Source organism: Streptomyces sp. MGP-P1, assembly GCF_057766565.1.
In genome coordinates this window covers 2,771,960-2,789,049 of sequence record NZ_JBYMEM010000007.1, presented here as the reverse complement: position 1 = coordinate 2,789,049, position 17,090 = coordinate 2,771,960, and the positions used below count along the sequence as shown (strand labels likewise).

Annotated in this window: 15 protein-coding genes and 1 pseudogene; 2 read left to right on the top strand and 14 right to left on the bottom strand. The window is 71.5% G+C overall.

The annotated features are described in order from the left end of the window. Nucleotides 1-87: 87 nt before the first annotated feature. From AC3CH1_RS34165 to AC3CH1_RS34135, 7 genes and pseudogenes are all read right to left on the bottom strand, one after another. Nucleotides 88-1,218 (bottom strand): annotated as a pseudogene (locus tag AC3CH1_RS34165) (type III polyketide synthase); the annotation flags it as partial. Nucleotides 1,219-1,240: 22 nt separating this feature from the next. Then, on the bottom strand, nucleotides 1,241-2,473 hold the full coding sequence (locus AC3CH1_RS34160) for a cytochrome P450 (RefSeq protein ID WP_488466415.1): 1,233 nt from the start codon (nucleotides 2,471-2,473) through the stop codon (nucleotides 1,241-1,243). 148 nt (nucleotides 2,474-2,621) lie between these two features. Beyond that, a complete protein-coding gene (locus AC3CH1_RS34155; protein ID WP_488466414.1) occupies nucleotides 2,622-3,461 on the bottom strand; it encodes an ABC transporter ATP-binding protein in 840 nt (279 codons plus the stop codon). Then, nucleotides 3,458-4,510: a FecCD family ABC transporter permease gene (locus AC3CH1_RS34150; protein ID WP_488466413.1), complete on the bottom strand. Its 1,053-nt coding sequence runs from the start codon at nucleotides 4,508-4,510 to the stop codon at nucleotides 3,458-3,460. The genes AC3CH1_RS34155 and AC3CH1_RS34150 overlap by 4 nt, the downstream gene beginning before the upstream one ends. After that, the gene (locus AC3CH1_RS34145) at nucleotides 4,507-5,547 is read right to left on the bottom strand and encodes a FecCD family ABC transporter permease (RefSeq protein ID WP_488466412.1); all 1,041 of its coding nucleotides are present in this window, start codon (nucleotides 5,545-5,547) and stop codon (nucleotides 4,507-4,509) included. Before AC3CH1_RS34145 ends, AC3CH1_RS34150 begins: the two co-directional genes overlap by 4 nt. Then, entirely contained in the window at nucleotides 5,544-6,575 is a 1,032-nt protein-coding gene (locus AC3CH1_RS34140; RefSeq protein WP_488466411.1) for an iron-siderophore ABC transporter substrate-binding protein, read from the bottom strand. Before AC3CH1_RS34140 ends, AC3CH1_RS34145 begins: the two co-directional genes overlap by 4 nt. Nucleotides 6,576-6,779: 204 nt before the next feature. Continuing rightward, nucleotides 6,780-7,553: a helix-turn-helix transcriptional regulator gene (locus AC3CH1_RS34135; protein ID WP_488466410.1), complete on the bottom strand. Its 774-nt coding sequence runs from the start codon at nucleotides 7,551-7,553 to the stop codon at nucleotides 6,780-6,782. A 438-nt stretch (nucleotides 7,554-7,991) separates the two neighbouring features. Here AC3CH1_RS34135 and AC3CH1_RS34130 point away from each other — a divergent pair, with 438 nt between their 5' ends. Then, complete coding sequence (locus AC3CH1_RS34130; protein WP_488466409.1) at nucleotides 7,992-8,525, top strand: EF-hand domain-containing protein; 534 nt, start codon at nucleotides 7,992-7,994, stop codon at nucleotides 8,523-8,525. Between the two features lie 126 nt (nucleotides 8,526-8,651). Here AC3CH1_RS34130 and AC3CH1_RS34125 read toward each other — a convergent pair whose 3' ends face one another. From AC3CH1_RS34125 to AC3CH1_RS34115, 3 genes are all read right to left on the bottom strand, one after another. Next, on the bottom strand, nucleotides 8,652-8,909 hold the full coding sequence (locus AC3CH1_RS34125) for a hypothetical protein (RefSeq protein WP_488466408.1): 258 nt from the start codon (nucleotides 8,907-8,909) through the stop codon (nucleotides 8,652-8,654). Beyond that, on the bottom strand, nucleotides 8,906-10,348 hold the full coding sequence (locus tag AC3CH1_RS34120; RefSeq protein WP_488466407.1) for an aminopeptidase P family protein: 1,443 nt from the start codon (nucleotides 10,346-10,348) through the stop codon (nucleotides 8,906-8,908). Before AC3CH1_RS34120 ends, AC3CH1_RS34125 begins: the two co-directional genes overlap by 4 nt. A gap of 103 nt (nucleotides 10,349-10,451) precedes the next feature. Continuing rightward, entirely contained in the window at nucleotides 10,452-11,888 is a 1,437-nt protein-coding gene (locus tag AC3CH1_RS34115; protein ID WP_488466807.1) for an aminopeptidase P family protein, read from the bottom strand. A gap of 767 nt (nucleotides 11,889-12,655) precedes the next feature. Here AC3CH1_RS34115 and AC3CH1_RS34110 point away from each other — a divergent pair. Next, nucleotides 12,656-13,762, top strand: coding sequence for a M23 family metallopeptidase (locus tag AC3CH1_RS34110; RefSeq protein ID WP_488466406.1), 1,107 nt, complete (start codon nucleotides 12,656-12,658; stop codon nucleotides 13,760-13,762). 374 nt (nucleotides 13,763-14,136) lie between these two features. On the opposite strand, the gene AC3CH1_RS34105 is transcribed toward AC3CH1_RS34110, so the two are convergent. The 4 genes from AC3CH1_RS34105 to AC3CH1_RS34090 form a co-directional block, all read right to left on the bottom strand. Beyond that, nucleotides 14,137-14,553 (bottom strand): acyl-CoA thioesterase, encoded by a 417-nt coding sequence (locus AC3CH1_RS34105; protein WP_018956674.1) that lies wholly within the window; start codon nucleotides 14,551-14,553, stop codon nucleotides 14,137-14,139. Next, nucleotides 14,537-14,743, bottom strand: coding sequence for a hypothetical protein (locus tag AC3CH1_RS34100; RefSeq protein ID WP_488466827.1), 207 nt, complete (start codon nucleotides 14,741-14,743; stop codon nucleotides 14,537-14,539). Before AC3CH1_RS34100 ends, AC3CH1_RS34105 begins: the two co-directional genes overlap by 17 nt. Before the next feature lie 144 nt (nucleotides 14,744-14,887). Then, complete coding sequence (locus tag AC3CH1_RS34095) at nucleotides 14,888-15,952, bottom strand: aldose epimerase family protein (protein WP_488466405.1); 1,065 nt, start codon at nucleotides 15,950-15,952, stop codon at nucleotides 14,888-14,890. A 29-nt stretch (nucleotides 15,953-15,981) separates the two neighbouring features. Next, nucleotides 15,982-17,031, bottom strand: coding sequence for a LacI family DNA-binding transcriptional regulator (locus AC3CH1_RS34090; protein WP_488466404.1), 1,050 nt, complete (start codon nucleotides 17,029-17,031; stop codon nucleotides 15,982-15,984). Nucleotides 17,032-17,090 lie beyond the last annotated feature (59 nt).

Below are 17,090 nucleotides of genomic sequence, written 5' to 3'. Positions count from 1 at the left end.
AGGTGGGGATCCGGTCACGGAGCAAGTGCGTCCGCGAAGCGCGAACACCGGTTCCTTCGTCCCCGCCCGTCGGTCGCCTTAGCGGGTTCAGCCGGACAGCGCAACGCCCGCGGTCAGCTCCAGCCCGTCGAGGTCGTGTCCGACCTCCGCACGGAGGTCGTCCTTGGCCCAACTGCCCACGGCCACTTCGGCGGTGATGCCGGGCCCGAAGCCGGCGATGAGCCCCTGCGCGGACTCGGCGGCTCCGCCGTCGTCGAAGAGCCGCGCCAGTGCGTCGAAGACGACGGAGCTGGCGATGTTGCCGCGTTCGGTGAGGGTGGCCCGGCTGTAGCGGAACATCTCGGGCGGCAGGTCAAGGAAGTGGCAGAGGTCGTCCAGGATGCGCGGTCCGCCCGCGTGGACGATGAAGAAGTCCATGTTCGGGACGGACCAGCCGTGCAGGTCGACCAGATCCAGGAGCACCGGGGCGAGCATCTCCATGGTGCCCGGGACCCGCTTGTCCAGCTGGAAGTGGAACCCGGTGTCGCGGACGGCGTAGGAGATCCAGTCCTCGGTGTCGGGCACCAGGTGGGAGCCGTTGCGCTCCAGGCGCATGCCGGTACCGCCCTGTCCCCGTACGACGGCCGCGGAGACGGCGTCGCCGAAGAGCCCGTTGGAGAGCAGCGAGCCGACCCCGATGTCGGTGGGCTGGTAGCACAGCGAGCAGAACTCGCAGGAGACGATGAGGACGTTGGACTCGGGGTAGGCCAGGCAGAAGTCGTGCGCGCGGTTGATCGCCGCGCCGCCCGCCGCGCAGCCGAGTTGGGCGATGGGCAGTTGGCGGGTCTCGGGTCTGAAGCCCATGCTGTTGATGATCCACGCGGTCAGCGAGGGCATCATGAAGCCCGTGCAGGAGACGTAGACGATCAGGTCGATCTCGGACGGGTCGGTCTCGGCGTTGACGAGCGCCTGCCGGACCACTTCGGGGACCCGGGTCCTGGCCTCGGCCTCGTACACCTGGTTGCGCGCCTCGAATCCGGGGTGCTGCAGGGTCTTCTCGATGGGCTGCACGAGATGCCGGGTCTGGACGCCGGTGTTCTGGATGAGCCTCAGGACGAGCTCGCGCTGCGGGTGCCCGGCGTGGGTCTCCCGGGCCAGGTCCAGGGTCTGCTGCATCGTGATGACGTGCTCGGGCACAGCGATGGCCGGTCGGCACAGAGTCGCCATGGGTTCTCCTCGTTCTCTGGAGCGAAGGCTCTCGTCACCATGTGACGGGCAGGGCGAGCGGGTAACGCCAGATGGACGTCGTGTTCCACGAGACGTCCGCGGGCGGCACGTCCAGACGCAGGGCCGGGAAGCGGGTCAGCAGCGTGGAGAAGGCCACTTCCAGTTCCATGGTGGCCAGCGGTGCGCCCAGGCAGTGGTGGGCGCCCCAGCCGAACGTCATGTGGGGGATGGTCGGCCGGTCGGGATCCAGCTCGTCGGGACGGTCGAACTTGGCGGCGTCCCGATTGGCCGTCAGGTAGGACACGTGCACCACGTCGCCGGCCTTGATGAGGACTCCGGAGAGCTCCACGTCCTCCAGCGCGATGCGCGGGATGCCGACGCCCTTGCGGAAGGGGATGTGGCGCAGCAGCTCCTCCAGGGTGCGGGGCAGCCGCTGCGGTTCGGCCCGGAGGGACCGCAGGAGGTCCGGGCGGGTGAGCAGGGTGTAGGCGATGTTGCCGAGTTGGTAGGTCGTGGTGTCCTGGCCGGTGATGAGCAGGACCATCGCCATGACGGCCAGCTCGTCGTCGTCCAGCAGTTCGTCGCCGTCCCGGGCGGTGGCCAGGGTGCTGATGAGGTCCTCGCCCGGGGAGCGGCGCCGCTCCCCGGTCAGCTCCTGGAAGTAGCCGCGCAGCTCCGCCTTGGCGCGTACCGCGTCCTCCTTGCCCGCGGCCCCGACGTTCATCATGGTCATGGCGTGGGCCCGGAGCCAGGGGCGGTCGGCCTCGGGGATGTCGAGTGCCTCGCAGATGGTGATCAGCGGCAGCGGCGCGGAGACCCGGGCGACGAGGTCGGCCGGCGCGCCCTCCTCCTCCATCTCGTCCAGCAGCCGGTCCACCACGCGCTGGGTCCCGCCGCGCATCTGCTCGACACGGCGCGGGGTGAAGCTCTTGGCCACCAGGCCCCGGAGCCGGCTGCTGGCGGGCGGGTCCATGAGGTTGATGGACTCCGCCTGCACGATCGGCTCCGGCGTCATCCGGGGGAAGTCGCGGCCGAGGACGGCGCTGCGGCTGAACCGCCGGTCGGTGGTGACCGTCCGGACGTCCTCGTAGCGGGTGACCAGCCAGGCCTCGCCCTCTCCGTACGCCATACGGATGCGGGACACCGGCTCCTCGGTCAGCAATTGCCTGAGCTGGGGGTCGAACTCCAGCTGCTGCGCGTAGTCGAACGGACAGTTCCGGACGGTTTCCTTGTTCTGGACCGAGTTCTGCACCGAGGTGTTCTCCACCGAGGTTCTCCCAATGACCGCTTCGAGGAAAAGGGCGAGTGCCGGACCGGGACCCGGCACCCGACCTACCCTGTGTGCCCCGTCACTCTCCGAAACATGTCAGTGGCACACAGCAGTCAGTCGATCAGGGGGGCGCACGCCCCGGCGCTCATTCGGTCGCCTCCCCGACGGTCAGTGCCTCGGCCCGGTCCAGGACGTGGTGGCGGCCGATCGGGAGCATCAGGGGCCGGCCCGACACGGGGTCCTCGATGATGCGGCTGTCGAGGTCGAACACCACCCGTACGGTCTCCTCCGTGAGCACCTCGGCCGGGGCGCCGGACGCGTGGAGCCCGCCGTCGGCCAGGGCGATCAGGTGGTCCGCGTACCGGGCGGCGAGGTTGAGGTCGTGCAGGACCATCACGATGGTGGTGCCGCGCGAGCGGTTCAGGTCGGTCAGAAGGTCGAGGACCTCGATCTGGTGGCTGGCGTCGAGGAAGGTGGTCGGCTCGTCGAGCAGCAGCAGATCGGTCTGCTGGGCGAGGGCCATCGCGATCCAGACGCGCTGACGCTGGCCGCCGGAGAGTTCGTCCACCGCGCGCTCGGCGAGCGGTTCGGTGTGGGTGGCCTCCAGGGCGGCGGCCACGGCGGCGTCGTCCTTCTCGTTCCAGCGGGAGAAGACGGACTGGTGCGGGTGGCGGCCGCGGCCGACGAGGTCGGAGACGGTGATGCCCTCGGGCGCGACGGGCGACTGCGGCAGCAGGCCGAGGGTGCGGGCCAGCTCCTTGGCGGGCAGCCGGTGCACCTCCTTGCCGTCCAGGACGACGCGGCCGGCCCGGGGGGCGAGCAGCCGGGACATGGAACGCAGGAGCGTCGACTTGCCGCAGGCGTTGGCGCCGACGATCACGGTGATCCGGCCCGGCGGTACGGCCAGGTCGAGGGAGTCGACGACGGTGCGGTGGCCGTAGCCGAGGGTGAGTCCTTCGGCGGTCAGTCGGTGGTGCGTGGTCATAGCGAGCCTCCCGCCCGGTTGGTGCGGATGATCAGGTAGACGAGGTAGGGGGCTCCGAGGACGCCGGTGACGACGCCGACCGGGTAGCGCTCGCCGAAGGCGAACTGGCCGGTGAAGTCGGCGACGAGGACGAGCAGCGAGCCGACGAGTCCGGCGGGCACCAGCAGGGAGCCGCCCGCTCCGGTGATCCGGGCCGCGATGGGTCCGGAGAGGAACGCCACGAACGCGATGGGGCCGGCCGCCGCCGTGGCGAAGGCGATCAGCCCGACGGCCGCGACGATCACCGTGATCCGGGTGCGCTCCACGCGTACGCCGAGCGCGGAGGCGGTGTCGTCGCCGAGTTGGAGCGCGGAGAGGTCACGGGCCTGGCCCAGCAGCAGCGGGGTGAGGACGGCCGCCGCGACGAGGGCGGGGACGGCCTGGTCCCAGGTGGCTCCGTTGAGGCTGCCGGTCAGCCAGCGCATCGCTTCCTGGAGATCCCATTCGGCGGCCCGGGACAGGACGTAGGAGGTGACGCTGTCGAGCATCGCGGAGATCCCGATGCCGATCAGGATGAGCCGGGTGCCGACGACGCCGCCCTTGAACGCCAACGAGTACACCAGCAGGGCGACCCCGAGGCCGGCGGCGATGGCGAGGACGGAGACCTGGACCTCGCCGAGCGAGAGGGTCACGATGGCGATGGCCGCGGCGGCGCTCGCCCCGGAGCTGATGCCGATGATGTCGGGGCTGGCGAGCGGGTTGCGGAGCATCGTCTGGAAGGTGACCCCGGCCAGGCCGAAGCTGAATCCGGCCACCAGGGCGAGGACCGCGCGGGGCAGTCGCAGCCGGCCCACCGTGAACGACGCGCCCGGCACCTGCTCCCCGAGGATCACCCGGAACACGTCTCCGGGCGGGTAGAAGGTCCGGCCCGCCATGAGCGTCACGGCGAACGCGGCGAGGACGAGGACCAGCAGCGCCAGGACGACCCGGCGGCGGCGCGAGGCGCCGCGCAGGCGACGGCGGGTGGCGGCCTCGACGGACGACGGCCGGGTGAGGACGGGGGCGCTCACAGGGCACGTACCTTCTGTCGGCGGACGATGTAGATGAAGAAGGGGGCCCCGATCAGTGCGGTCACGATGCCGACGTCGATCTCCGAGGGGCGGGCCACGATCCGGCCGACAACGTCGGCGGCGGTGAGCAGGACCGCGCCGAGCACAGCCGACAGCGGCAGGAGCCAGCGGTGGTCGACGCCGACGAGCAGCCGGCAGGTGTGCGGGACGACGAGGCCGACGAAGCCGATCGGCCCGGCGACGGCGGTGGCCGCTCCGCAGAGCAGCACGGCGCCGAGGGCGGCCAGCGCGCGCGCCACGGCGACCCGTTCACCGAGTCCTGCCGCCAACTCGTCGCCCAGTGCCAGAGAGTTGAGGGCACGGGCCGAGAGGAGGCAGACGGCGAAGCCGACCGCGAGGAACGGCATGACCTGGCCGATGCGTTCGAAGGACGCGCCGCCGACGCCGCCGATCTGCCAGAGCTTGAAGCTTCCGGCGATGTCGTTGCGCGGCAGGATGACCGCGCTGACGAGCGAGGCGAAGGCCGCGGACGTGGCGGCTCCGGCGAGCGCCAGCTTGAGAGGGGTCGCCCCTCCTCTGCCGAGGGTTCCCACGGTGTAGACGAACAGGGCGGCGAGGGCCGCGCCCAGGACGGCGGTCCACACGTATCCGGTCGGCGAGGTCAGCCCGAAGAACGCGACCGCCGTGACGACGGCGAGGGACGCCCCCATGTTGACGCCGAGGATGCCCGGGTCGGCCAGCGGGTTACGGGTCACACCCTGCATCACGCCCCCCGCGAGGCCGAGTGCGGCGCCGATGACGACGGCGAGGACGGTACGGGGGATCCGCTTCGCCGCCGCCGCCCGGCCCAGGGTGTCGTCCGCGCCGCCGAGCGCCGCGACGACGTCGGACCAGGGGACGTCGCGGGAGCCGATGGCGACGGACGCGACCATGACCGCGGCCAGGGCGAGCACGGAGAGGAGGACCCACAGCAGGCGCACGCCCGCCGGACGCCTGGGGACGGCGTCCGGCGGGGTACGGGTGTCGGGCTCGGTCACTTGACCTTGTCCGCGGCCTCGGCGAGCGCGGCGGCGTAGTCGTCCAGCACATAGCTGATCGACAGCGGCGTCGGGTTGGCGGCGGTGGCCAGCGGGCTGGTGCCGGGCAGGAGGTAGACGGAGCCGCGCTCGACGGCGGGGATCTTCGAGAGCAGCGGGTCCTTGGTGACCGTCTTCAGCAGCTCGCCGGTGTCGTCGCCGTAGCCGGTGATGATGTCGACGTCGTCGAACGCGTCGACCTGCTCGGCGCTCTTGGTGAGGGCGAACTTCTTCGTGCCCTCGGACGCCTTCGCGATGGACCCGGGGATCTTCATGCCGAGGTCCTGGAAGAACTGTGTGCGGGTGTCGTGGGCGGTGTAGAAGCCGACCTGGCTGACGTCGTTGGGGTCGACGTGCGTCATGAACATCGCCGACTTGCCCTTGAGCTGCGGGTACTTCGCGGCGGTCTTCGCTATGTCTCCGTCGAGCTTCTCGATGAGCTTCTCGCCCTGGTCGGCCAGCCCGATCGCCGCGCTGTTCGTCCGGATGATCTCGCGCCACGGCGTCGCCCAGGCGGCGTCCGGGTAGGCGACGACGGGGGCGATCTCGCTGAGGGTCTCGTAGTCCTTCTTGGTCAGACCCGAGTACGCGGCCAGGATGACGTCCGGCTTCGTGTCCGCCACGGCCTCGAAGTCGATGCCGTCGGTCTCGTCGAAGAGCACCGGCGTCTTCGCCTTCAGCTCGTCGAGCTTCTCCTCGACCCAGGGCAGGACGCCGTCGTCGTTGTCGTCGCCGAAGTTGGCCGCGGCCATGCCGACGGGCACGACGCCGAGCGCGAGCGGCACTTCGTGGTTGGCCCAGTTGACGGTCGCGACGCGCTTCGGCTTCGCCGGGATGGTCGTCTTGCCCAGGGCGTGCTCGACGGTCAGGGGGAACCCGCCGGAACGGCTTTCGTCGTCCTCGTTCCCGGCGTCGGTGGTCCCACCGCAGGCGGAGACGGAGACGAGGGCGGCCGCCACGACGAGCAGGCGGAGGCGGTGTGAAGACATGGGTGTGTACCCGGCTTTCCGGATGTCGGGGTGCCGCTTCTCGCACGTCCGGGGGTGCGCAACCGTCATGGTTCGGTGCGCGGCACGTGCGTCATCGGCTTAGGTAAGGCTTGCCTTTGAACTCTATGAGAATCGGCCCGACTGTCGCAATCAACCGTTTAGGACATGCCCTGTAGCGATACGGACACCGGATCGGGTGGTCGGTCATTCCGGCCGGAAGGTCCCCGGGGTGAGTCCCGTCGTACGTCGGAAGGCGGCGCCGAACGCGCTCGCCGAGCGGTATCCGACCTGTTCGGCCACGGTCTCCACGTCCCATCCCCGGGTCAGCAGGTCGATGGCGTGCTGGGCGCGGACCGCCGCCACCCAGCGCACGAAGCTCGTGCCCGTCTCGGCGGTGAACGCCCGGGTGACCGTGCGGGCGCTGACACCGAGGGCGGACGCCCAGTCCGCCAGCGTCCGCCGGTCGGCCGGATCCTCGCGCACCGCTTCGGCGATCGGGCGCAGCAGTTCGGAGGCCGGGACCCGCACGAGCAGTTCGCGGGGCGACGGTACGAGGACGTCGAGTACCAGCGCCTCGGTGGCGGCGCGCGAGGCGGCCGGGAGGCCGGGTTCGCCGAGCCGTTCCAGCAGCAGGCGCAACAGTGGGGTGATCTCGACGGCGACCGGCGTGGCGGAGATCGACGCGGTGGTGCGGAAGCCGAAGAAGCTCGCCCGGAACCAGGTTCCGGCGGTTGCCGATCCGGCGTGCAGGGTCCCCGCGGGCATCCACAGGCCCAGGGTCGGGGTGATCGTCCAGATCCGGCTGCCGACCACCGCTGTGGAGGAGCCGCGCTCGTTCCAGAGCAGTTCGTGGAAGGGGTGGGAGTGCGCGTCCCAGAGCGTGTCGTGGGTGACGACCTCGTCGTAGCCGGCGATGACGAAGGGGGTGTCCACCGAACCGGGAGCGAACGCGGGCAGCGTCCGGGTCTGGCTGGTCATGGAAGGTGGACCTGTCTCGTACGGGGGCCGCTCACGGCGGACGCGGTGCGCATCGGATCAGCCTAGGCCCTGTCGTCGAACTCCCGTCTGCCCCGCGGCGCCATGCACGCACTCTCGCCGCACCGGGCCCACGCCCGAGTACGCCCAGTACGAGGACGTGAGCCCGGCACGCCGAGAGCACGCACCTGACCCCCCAGGGCCGCCCTCCGGGCGACGACGGGAGTTCGACGACAGGGCCCAGGGGCCCGGGGGCGCACGGATCCAGCGAGCCCCTCCGCCTGCCTCAACTTGACGTTTACGCAGGTCAGTTACGTCCTTCAGGTGAAAGAACCACGGCTTTCGCCCTGGACGCCGCTCCTCGGCGGACAGTGGGTGGGCCGACCGGGCACCGGGCCGCGGCCGGAGGGAACCTGACATGCGGAGAAAGGTGACGGATTCATGGGCATTGAGGCCACCAGGCGGGCCACGCTCGTCTTCTCCCTGTTCGACGCCAACGCCAACGGCGTCCTGGAGGCGGACGACTTCGACCTCATGGCCGACCGCGTCGTCCGCGAGGCGCAGGCCTCGGACCGGGCGGCGCAGGACGCGATGCGCGCGGCGTTCCGGCGGTACTGGACGACGCTGCGCACCGAGCTCGACGCCGATGGCGACGGCGAGGTCAGCTTCGAGGAGTTCACCGCCTGCGTGCTGTCGCCGGAGCGGTTCGACGCGACGGTCGGGGTGTTCGCCGAGGCACTGGCCGCCCTCGGCGACCCGGACGGCGACGGTCTGATCGAGCGCCCGCTGTTCATGGCGCTGATGACGGCCATCGGGTTCGAGCCCGCGAACGTCGACGCGCTTTTCGACGCCTTCGAGCCGAACGACGGGGACCGGATCCGGGTGGAGACCTGGGTCGCCGGGATCAAGGACTACTACGCGCCGGGCAAGGCCGGTATCCCCGGCGACCATCTGGTCGTGGGCACCGCCGCCTGACCGGCGCGCACGCGATACGGCCGACGACGGCGGACGCTCTCCCGGGCGTCCGCCGTCCCGCCGTGACACGCGGGATCGCGGGATCGCGCGGGGCGCCGCGACACGGCACAGCACCCAGTCGCTCGTCTACCGCTGGACGTCCGGCAGTTCGCCGCTCCCCTCCGCCGGGCACACGGTGAGCGAATCGGCCAGGGGTACGTACGGCAGGTGTGGGTCGGCGGGCGCCGAGCCGAGCTCGGCCACGGGGCCCCCGGAGGACTGCCACACCGCGTCCCGCACCGCGGACCCGCCGGATCCGGCGGGTCCGACCACCGCCACCGCACGTGCACCCGTCCGCCGCAGCTCTCCGGAGACCTGGTCGACCAGCGGGCGGCGCGCGCTCACCGCGACGCGTCCATCCACGCCTCGACCGCGTCCGCGTCGCGTGGCAGGTCCGACGACAGACACGTCGCGCCGTCGGCGGTGATGACGAAGTCGTCCTCGATCCGCACGCCGATGCCCCGCAGTTCCTCGGGGATCGTCAGGTCGTCGGGCTGGAAGTACAACCCGGGCTCGACGGTGAGGACGTGCCCCTCCTCCAGCACACCGCCCAGGTAGGTCTCGCTGCGGGCGGCGGCGCAGTCGTGGCAGTCGAGGCCGAGCATGTGACCAGTACCGCATACGGTGTACCGGCGGTAGAGGCCGGACTCGTGCGGGATCGCCGCGCCACCGGGCCGCAGGCCCCAGGCGTCGAGCCCCTCGGCGATGACGCGCGTCGCGGCGTCGTGGAAGGCGCCGTACGGTGCGCCGGGCCGCAGGGCGGCGATGCCCGCCGACTGGGCGGCGAACACCAGGTCGTAGACGCGGCGCTGCGCATCCGTGAAGCGCCCGCCGACCGGCAACGTCCGGGTGACGTCCCCGGTGTAGAACGAGTCGGCCTCGACGCCCGCGTCCAGCAGGAGCAGCTCCCCCTCCCGGACCGGGCCGTCGTTGTGCATCCAGTGCAGCACGCACGCGTGTGCGCCGGCCGCCGCGATGGTCTCGAACCCCAGGCTGTAACCCTCCAGCCGCGCCCGCCGGTTGAAGGTGCCCTCCACCCACCGCTCCCCGCGTGCGAGGCGGGTGGCGTGGGGCAGTTCACCGACGACGTCGTGGAAACCGGCGACCGTGTGCCCCACGGCGGCGCGCAGTTGCTCGATCTCCCACGCGTCCTTGACCAGCCGCGATTCCGACAGGAAGGCGAGCAGCTCGGCGTCGGCCGGTGCGGACGGTGGGACAGTCGCGTCGACGAGCGCGTCCTCGCCGCGCACCACCCGGGTCGGGACGCCGCCGCCGAGTACCCGCTCCAGCCCTTCCCGGGCGACCGCGTCGACGCCGAGGGCTTCGGCGGTCTCCCGGAGCGTCCGGCGGCGGCCGACCCAGAACTCGCCGTGCTGCCGGTCACTGTAGAACTCCGCGCCGGAGGGACCGGCATCGCGCGGCGACCGGGGCCGGGTGAACAGGGTGACCTCGTGCCCGCTGCCGGTGGGCTCGAAGACGAGCACGCTGTCCGGCACCGCCCCGGTCCCCAGCTCGGCCGTGAGGTGGATGTACGCGGAATGCGGCCGGAAGGCGTAGTCGAAGTCGTTGCTGCGGGCCTTGAGCCCGCCCGCCGGGACGACGATCCGCTCTCCGGGGAACCGCTCGGATACCGCCGCACGCCGCTGGGCCGCGTACGTGGCTCCGGAGACGGGCGCAAGCCTCCTGGTGGTGTCCGCCCACCCCTGCCGAAAGACCTCCGCCACCGCCGCCGATGCTCGACGATCGTGACTCCGTGCCCCGCTCGGGCCGTCCTGCCGTTCCATCGCACGCCTCCTCGTCATACCGTTCCGTGGTGGTGCGTTCTCACCCCATCTGGAGAACGCACCTGTTCGAGCCGCGGGCCCGAGGGGGCCGCGGCTGCCGGTGTCAGCCGCGAAGCCGGGCCATCCACGCCTCCACTTCGCCGGCCGCCCGGGGAAGGTCGGCCGAGAGGTTCTCGTTGCCCTCGTCGGTGACCAGGAGATCGTCCTCGATCCGCACGCCGATGCCGCGGAGCTCCTCGGGCACGGTCAGGTCGTCCGACTGGAAGTACAGGCCGGGCTCGACGGTGAGCACCATGCCCGCCTCCAGCGTCCCGTCCACGTACAGCTCGGTGCGGGCCTTCGCGCAGTCGTGGACGTCCAGGCCGATCATGTGGCCCGTGCCGGCCAGCGTCCAGCGGCGGTACAGCCCGAGTTCGTACGCCTCGTCCACCGACCGCTCACCGAACAGGCCCCAGGAGGCGAGGTGCTCGGTCAGCACCCGCTGAGCTGCGTGGTGGAAGTCCCGGTACTTCGCACCTGGCCCGACCTCGGCGATGCCGGCCGACTGCGCCTCGTACACCGCGTCGTACACCTTGCGCTGGACCGGCGTGAAGCGGCCGTCGACCGGCAGGGTGCGGGTGACATCGGCGGTGTAGAGATGACGGCTCTCCACTCCGGCGTCGATCAGCAGCAGTTCGCCCGGCCGGGCCTCGCCGTCGTTGCGGACCCAGTGCAGCGTCGTGGCGTGCGGCCCCGCTGCGCAGACCGACGCGTAGCCCACATCGTTCCCCTCGGTCCGCGCGCGCATCCAGAACGTGCCCTCGATGGTCCGCTCCGCGGTCGGCGTGTCCGTACCGAGAATGCGCACCACGTCCTCGAAGCCACGCGCCGTCGCCCGGCAGGCGTGACGCAGGTCGGCGATCTCGAACTCGTCCTTGATCAGGCGCATCTCGGACAGGGCGACGCGGAATCCGGTGTCGCGCTCGGCGGTCACCTTGTCGTCCAGGGCGGCGTCGACCCCGGCGTCGTAGGTGCGCAGCAGACGGATCGGGCCGGTGGCCGCGGCGAGCCGCTCGGTCAGCGTGCGGACATCACGGCAGGGCAGGCCCAGGAGCCGCTCGTTCTCGGTGAGGCTGTTGCGACGGCCGTCCCAGAGCTCACCGTGGTAATCGCGCCAGAACTCCCCGCTCTCGCGGTCCGACCGGGGACGCAGATAGGCGACCGCCAGGTGCTCACCGTCGACACCGGGCTCCAGGACCAGTACGGAGTCCTGGGACTGATCACCCGTCAGGTACGTGTAGTCGGAGGACGGCCGGAACGGGTAGTCCGTGTCGTTGGCCCGGACCTTCGGGTTGCCGGCCGGTACCACCAGCAGTTCACCGGGAAACAGCGCGGAGAGCGCCGCCCGACGCCTCGCGGTGTACGCCGCCTGGGCGATGGGCTCGACGTCGAGGCGCTCGGTGTCGGCCCAGCCCTGCCTCATGTTCTCGGCGAGCTCGGCACTCACGTCCGCGTACAGGCCGTTCTTCCGCGTCCTGTTCTCCTCCGTCTCACCGGCCACGACGTCCTCCTGATGCGAATCCGTCACGCGTGTTCCTCTCCATCGCAGAAGTCAATGCCCTTCGGGCAACCAACCGGAGAACGTCCCTGAGCGCGCCCGTTGCGGCAACGGCCTCGCCGGCCGTACGCCCTGGGCCGGGGCGGGAGCGGGGCCGTGCGGTGAGCCCGGTCGCCCCCGCCGCGTCGGCACAGGCCCCGCGGGGTCCGGGCAGCGTCGACTCGGCGGGCTCAACTCCTTTGGCCGTACGGCCGCTTGCCGTGGACCGCACTCTTGCAGCCCCTTCTCATCCCCACTTCAGACACGTGTATGGAATCGCGCGGGCGCTCTTGCGTCATATGTCGCTGGGCGGGCTCGGCCGCCGTCGTGGAGTCCAGGCCGGCCAGCCGCCCCGGCGCCGTGGCCACAACGAGTCAGTCGCTGCCGCGACAACCGCGAACCGCGTCCGCGGCGCGGGATCAGCATCGGGCTGGGACGCATGGCGTCGGGCACGGCACGGCTTCAGCCGAGTGCCGGTAGGTACGTGACCGGCCGCCTCCCAGGCAGATCACTACCCCCATTGATGTTCGCTCGACAACTGGCCTGATTCCATGGCCACTTGGTCTGTTCCGGGTGACCGGCAAACCCGTATGCTACGCGCATAGATTTTGGTGCGGACATGCCATTTCACCGATGCCCTTCCCCTCCTATGGCGTGTCCGCGCGCGTCCCACCCCGCTCTCGCACCCTGTCGACCTGCCAGGCCCCTCTCGTCCAGAAGGGACACCACTCGTGCTCTCCAAGCTGTCCGTGAGAACCACCGTCGCCACCCTCGCCGCCATCGGCCTGCTCGCCACCGCGCCCTCGGCGACGGCGGCCTTCCGCGACTCGGCCGCAACACCTGCCGGGGCTCCGGCAACCGCCGCCCAGTCGCCTTCCCCCGATGTCACGGTGAAGATGCCGTCCGCGGTGGCCGGCCGCCTCGGCACCGGTCGACAGGCGCTGATGGACGCCGTCTCCACGGACGTCCTCTCCCGGTCCCACGACGCCAAGGGCCTCACCCCGAAGGCGGCCGTCGCCAAACTCGCCGACGAGGGCCGCAAGGTGGTCGTCGATGTCCGTACCGTCTCGGCCGACTGGGCTCGCGGCGTCGCGTACGTCGAAGCGCCCCGCACCCACCACGGCGAGCCGGAGGGCTGGCTCTACATCGCTCACCGCAAGGACGGGCGATGGGTATCGGGTCTGGAGGGCGACCGCGAGTTCGCCGATCACGTGGCCAAGTCCCCGCTGGTCGGCAAGGCGGAGCGGCGGACCATGACGGCGTACGCCCAGCGCAAGGCGGCTCCGCGGCAGGAGACGCCGTCGGCGGGGACCGCCGCTGCGAACACCAACGGACTGCTGCTTCCCTGGATGCCCGACTACTACATGACCCTCACCGGCGGGGCACACTCCCACACCGGCTCGACGGGCTACTGGAGCAGCCTCGACTTCGCGGGAGGCAACGCCAACGGGCGCGTCCGCTCGTCCCGGGAGGGGACGGCAACCTCGATGTGCGGTGCCGGAGGCGGCTGGACCAGAGTGATCCACCCCGGCGGCTTCTCGACGGACTACTACCACATGTGGAACACCACCTATTACAACGGAACATCGATCGCCCGCAGCGCCCTGCTCGGCACCATCGGCACCGACACCTGTGCCGGCGGGGCCGCGACCGGAGCGCACGTGCACTGGAGCCTGCGCACGTACGACGCCAACCACAACGGCCAGTACACCTGGCTCAACGGCCGCACCATCGGCGGCTGGGCCTGGTGGAACGGCTCCAGCCAGTACACCGGGTGCGCCACCCGCTCGGGCGTGACCGCCTGCCCCGGTACGGCGATCTACAACCGCACCAGCTGACCACCGCCTGTGACTGGGCGGTGGGTGAAGCCGCCGACCGCGTGGCGCAGCCAGGAGATGTAGACAGAGGCGCGGTCAGGGCAGAGGGCTGGTACGGCCGCGATATCCAGGTCCAGCCGCTGGACGCCGCCATGCCCACGGCTGACTACCACTGCCCGACCCGGTGGTAGACGGCCGCGGACGAGCCGCAGCCGGTGGTGGCCGCAGCCCGTCAGGTCGTGTCGGCAGAATGTTGTCGTCTCCGCTTCCGCCCGAAGGAACAGGCCGAGCGCTTGCCGCGGGACGGCCGCTTCGTCCTGGGCTTACGCGAGCCAGAGCCCCCCGGGGGCCGACGGCTTGTCGTGGCCGGTGAGGAGAACGGCCGGGCCGGCCGGTCAGCCGGTCAGCAGATCGGGGTTGCCGGCCAGGGCGGCGAGACGGCCCCGCGGGTCCGGGACGAGCCGGCGTTCGGTCAGATCGAGGACGCCGGCCACTCCGGTGATCTCGGCGGCCACCGTGCCGTCCTCCTTGATGATGTGCTGCTCCAGCGTGAACGTCTTGCCCGTGCCGTAGTCGAACCGGCAGGTGACGCGCACCCGCTCGCCGCCGCGCAGTTCGCGGTGGTACTTGACCGTCACCTCGAGCTGCACCGGGCCGATCCCGTCGGCCAGCAGCTTCTCCTGGGGCAGCCCGGCGGCCCGAAGCAGCTCCCAGCGCGCGTGCTCCGCGTACTGGAGGTAGACGGCCTGGTTCAGGTGGCCCTGGGTGTCGAGCTCGTAGCCGCGCACGGTCACGTCAACGGAGAAGGTCATGACCGTGCGAACGCCCGCACCAGCCCTTCCATTCCGGGGAGACGGTGCTGCCGGATCCCTTTACGGTGAAGGACCGCAAGGTGACCGCCTCGGCGAAGGACCCGTGCGCCGCCGAGGAACCGGACACCGAGGCGCCCACCGCGCCCACGGCCGTGAAGGCCGTCGCCGACGGGGTCGCGGTCGTGGTCACCTGGGAACCCGCGACGGCCGGCACCGGAGGCACCCTCGCCGTCCCGGCCCCCGGGAAGGGCAACCTGCGCGTGTACGTCCTGGACCTCGGCGGGGCCTTACCTGAAGTAGCGGGACCGGCCGGCCCGGCCTCCCCGGTGCACGGCTACCGCGCCCGCAGGTGCGGGAAGCGCCATTCGGTGCGGCTGCGCAGGATCTCGCCGGGGCGCAGCACGGTGGTGGGGTGGCCGGGGCGGTTGGGCGAGTCCGGCAGGTGCTGGGTCTCCAGGCAGAGCGATCCGTGGCGGCGGTGGCGGCGGCCGGTGCCATCCGTGAACGCGCCGTCGAGCTGGTTGGCGGTGTAGACCTGGAGGCCGGGCTCGGTGGTCCAGAGCTCCAGGGAGCGCCGGGCGCCGGGGGCGGCGAGGCGGGCGGCCCGGCGCAGGGTCCCGGGGGCGGCGGGGCGCAGGACCCAGCAGTGGTCGAAGCCGCCGGCCAGGGCGAGTTGGGGGTGCGTCAGGGCGAGTCGTCCGCCCAGCTGCTGCGGGGTGGTGAGGTCGAACGGGGTGCCGGCCACCGGGGCGGGCGGGCCTTCGGGGATGGAGCCGGGGTCGATGGGGAGGTAGGCGTCCGCGTCGACCTGGAGGATGTGGCCGAGGATGTCGTCGTCGCCGAGGTTGAGATAGGAGTGGTTGGTGAGGTTGACGACGGTGGGCCGGTCGGTGACGGCCCGGTAGTCGACGGCGAGGGTTCCGGTGGTGTCCAGGGTGTAGGTGGCGGTGACGTCGAGCGCTCCGGGGAAGCCCATGTCGCCGTCGGGGCTGTGCAGGGTGAGCCGGACGACGGCGGTGGTGTCGGTACGGTCCCCGGTGGCCTCCCAGACCTTGGTGTGGAAGCCGTCGGGCCCTCCGTGCAGGGCGTGGCCCCGGTCGTTGGCGGGGATGTGGTGCGTGGTCCCGTCGAGGGTGAAGCGGCCGTGGGCGATGCGGTTGGCGTACCGGCCGACGACGGCCCCGAAGTACGGGTTCTTGTCGGTGTAGTCGTCGAGCGCGGGCAGCGAGCGGACGACCGGGCCGGGGCTGCCCGCGGTGTCCGGCACGGTGAGGCTGTGCAGGACACCGCCGTAGGTGAGGATCTCGGCCCGGACGCCGGTGCCGGAGTCGAGGGTCCAGAGATCGATCTCGCTCTGCCCGTGGGCGCGGCCGAACGGTTTGCGGTGCACGGTGGGCATGAGGAGTTCCTTGGGGGGTGCGGACGGCGCTACTTTCGAAACACGCCCTGGCGGGGCGTTCCGGGAGCCTCGCGGGGCGTGGTGGATTCGCGGACGACGAGCCGGTAGCCGGGGCGGGGCCGCCGGGGTTCGGCGACGGGGGTGCCCGCGAGGCGTTCGACGAGGCTGTCGACGGCGAGCCGGGCGATGGCCGCCTTGTCGGGCGCGATGGTGGTCAGGGTGGTGGCCCCGTACCTGCTCTCCTCGATGTCGTCGAAGCCGACGACGGCGATGTCGTCCGGGATGGCGAGGCCACGTTCGGTGATGGTGCGCATGGCGCCGGTCGCGATCATGTCGTTGTACGCGAAGACGGCGTCGGGCCGCCGGCCCCGGTCGAGGAGGGAGGCCATCGCCGCCGCGCCGTCCTCGCGCCCGTAACCGTCGGTGACGACGACGAGGGACTCGTCGGGTTCGATGCCGGAGGCGGCCAGTTCCTCGCGCCAGCCGCGCAGCCGGAGGTGGGCGGGCTGGCGTTCCCGGCCGGTGCGGGAGCCGAGGAAGGCGATCTGGCGGTGGCCGAGGGCGACGAGGTGGGCGACGGCCTCGCGGGCGGCGGCCACGTTGTCGATGGCGATGTGGTCGTAGGGGGCCGCGTACTCGCGCTCGCCGAGCAGCACCAGCGGCGCGGTCTCGGTGCGGGCCATCAGGTCCTCGGTCTCCAGGTGGATGGGGCTGAGGATGAGGCCGTCGATGACGTGGGAGCGGAACCCCTGGCAGACCAGCAGCTCGTTCTCCCGGAGGCCCGCAGTGTGGTCGACCAGGACGGTGTAGTCGTGCCGGGCCGCCGCGTCGACGACCTCGCCGGCCAGCTCCGCGAAGTACGGGTTGCCGAATTCGGGGACGGCGAGGGCGATGATGCCGGTGCGGCCCTTGCGGAGGTGGCGGGCGGTGAGGTTCGGCCGGTAGCCGAGCTCGTCGATCGCCTGCTGGACCTTGGCCCGCATCTTCGGGGTGACGTGCTGATAGTTGTTGACCACGTTCGACACGGTCTTGATGGACACGCCCGCCCGTTGAGCTACGTCCTTGAGGCTGACGCCCACGGCACTCCTCGTTGCTTGGTTCGACTCGGCCCGATCCGTACGGTTCAGGTGGTCTCCGG

Excerpts from the sequence above, each read along its gene's own strand:
- AC3CH1_RS34155 (WP_488466414.1), bottom strand. The coding sequence starts at position 3,461 with ATGACCACGCACCACCGACTGACCGCCGAAGGACTCACCCTCGGCTAC.
- AC3CH1_RS34140 (WP_488466411.1), bottom strand. The coding sequence starts at position 6,575 with ATGTCTTCACACCGCCTCCGCCTGCTCGTCGTGGCGGCCGCCCTCGTC.
- AC3CH1_RS34135 (WP_488466410.1), bottom strand. The coding sequence starts at position 7,553 with ATGACCAGCCAGACCCGGACGCTGCCCGCGTTCGCTCCCGGTTCGGTG.
- AC3CH1_RS34130 (WP_488466409.1), top strand. The coding sequence starts at position 7,992 with ATGGGCATTGAGGCCACCAGGCGGGCCACGCTCGTCTTCTCCCTGTTC.
- AC3CH1_RS34120 (WP_488466407.1), bottom strand. The coding sequence starts at position 10,348 with ATGGAACGGCAGGACGGCCCGAGCGGGGCACGGAGTCACGATCGTCGA.
- AC3CH1_RS34105 (WP_018956674.1), bottom strand. The coding sequence starts at position 14,553 with ATGACCTTCTCCGTTGACGTGACCGTGCGCGGCTACGAGCTCGACACC.
- AC3CH1_RS34095 (WP_488466405.1), bottom strand. The coding sequence starts at position 15,952 with ATGCCCACCGTGCACCGCAAACCGTTCGGCCGCGCCCACGGGCAGAGC.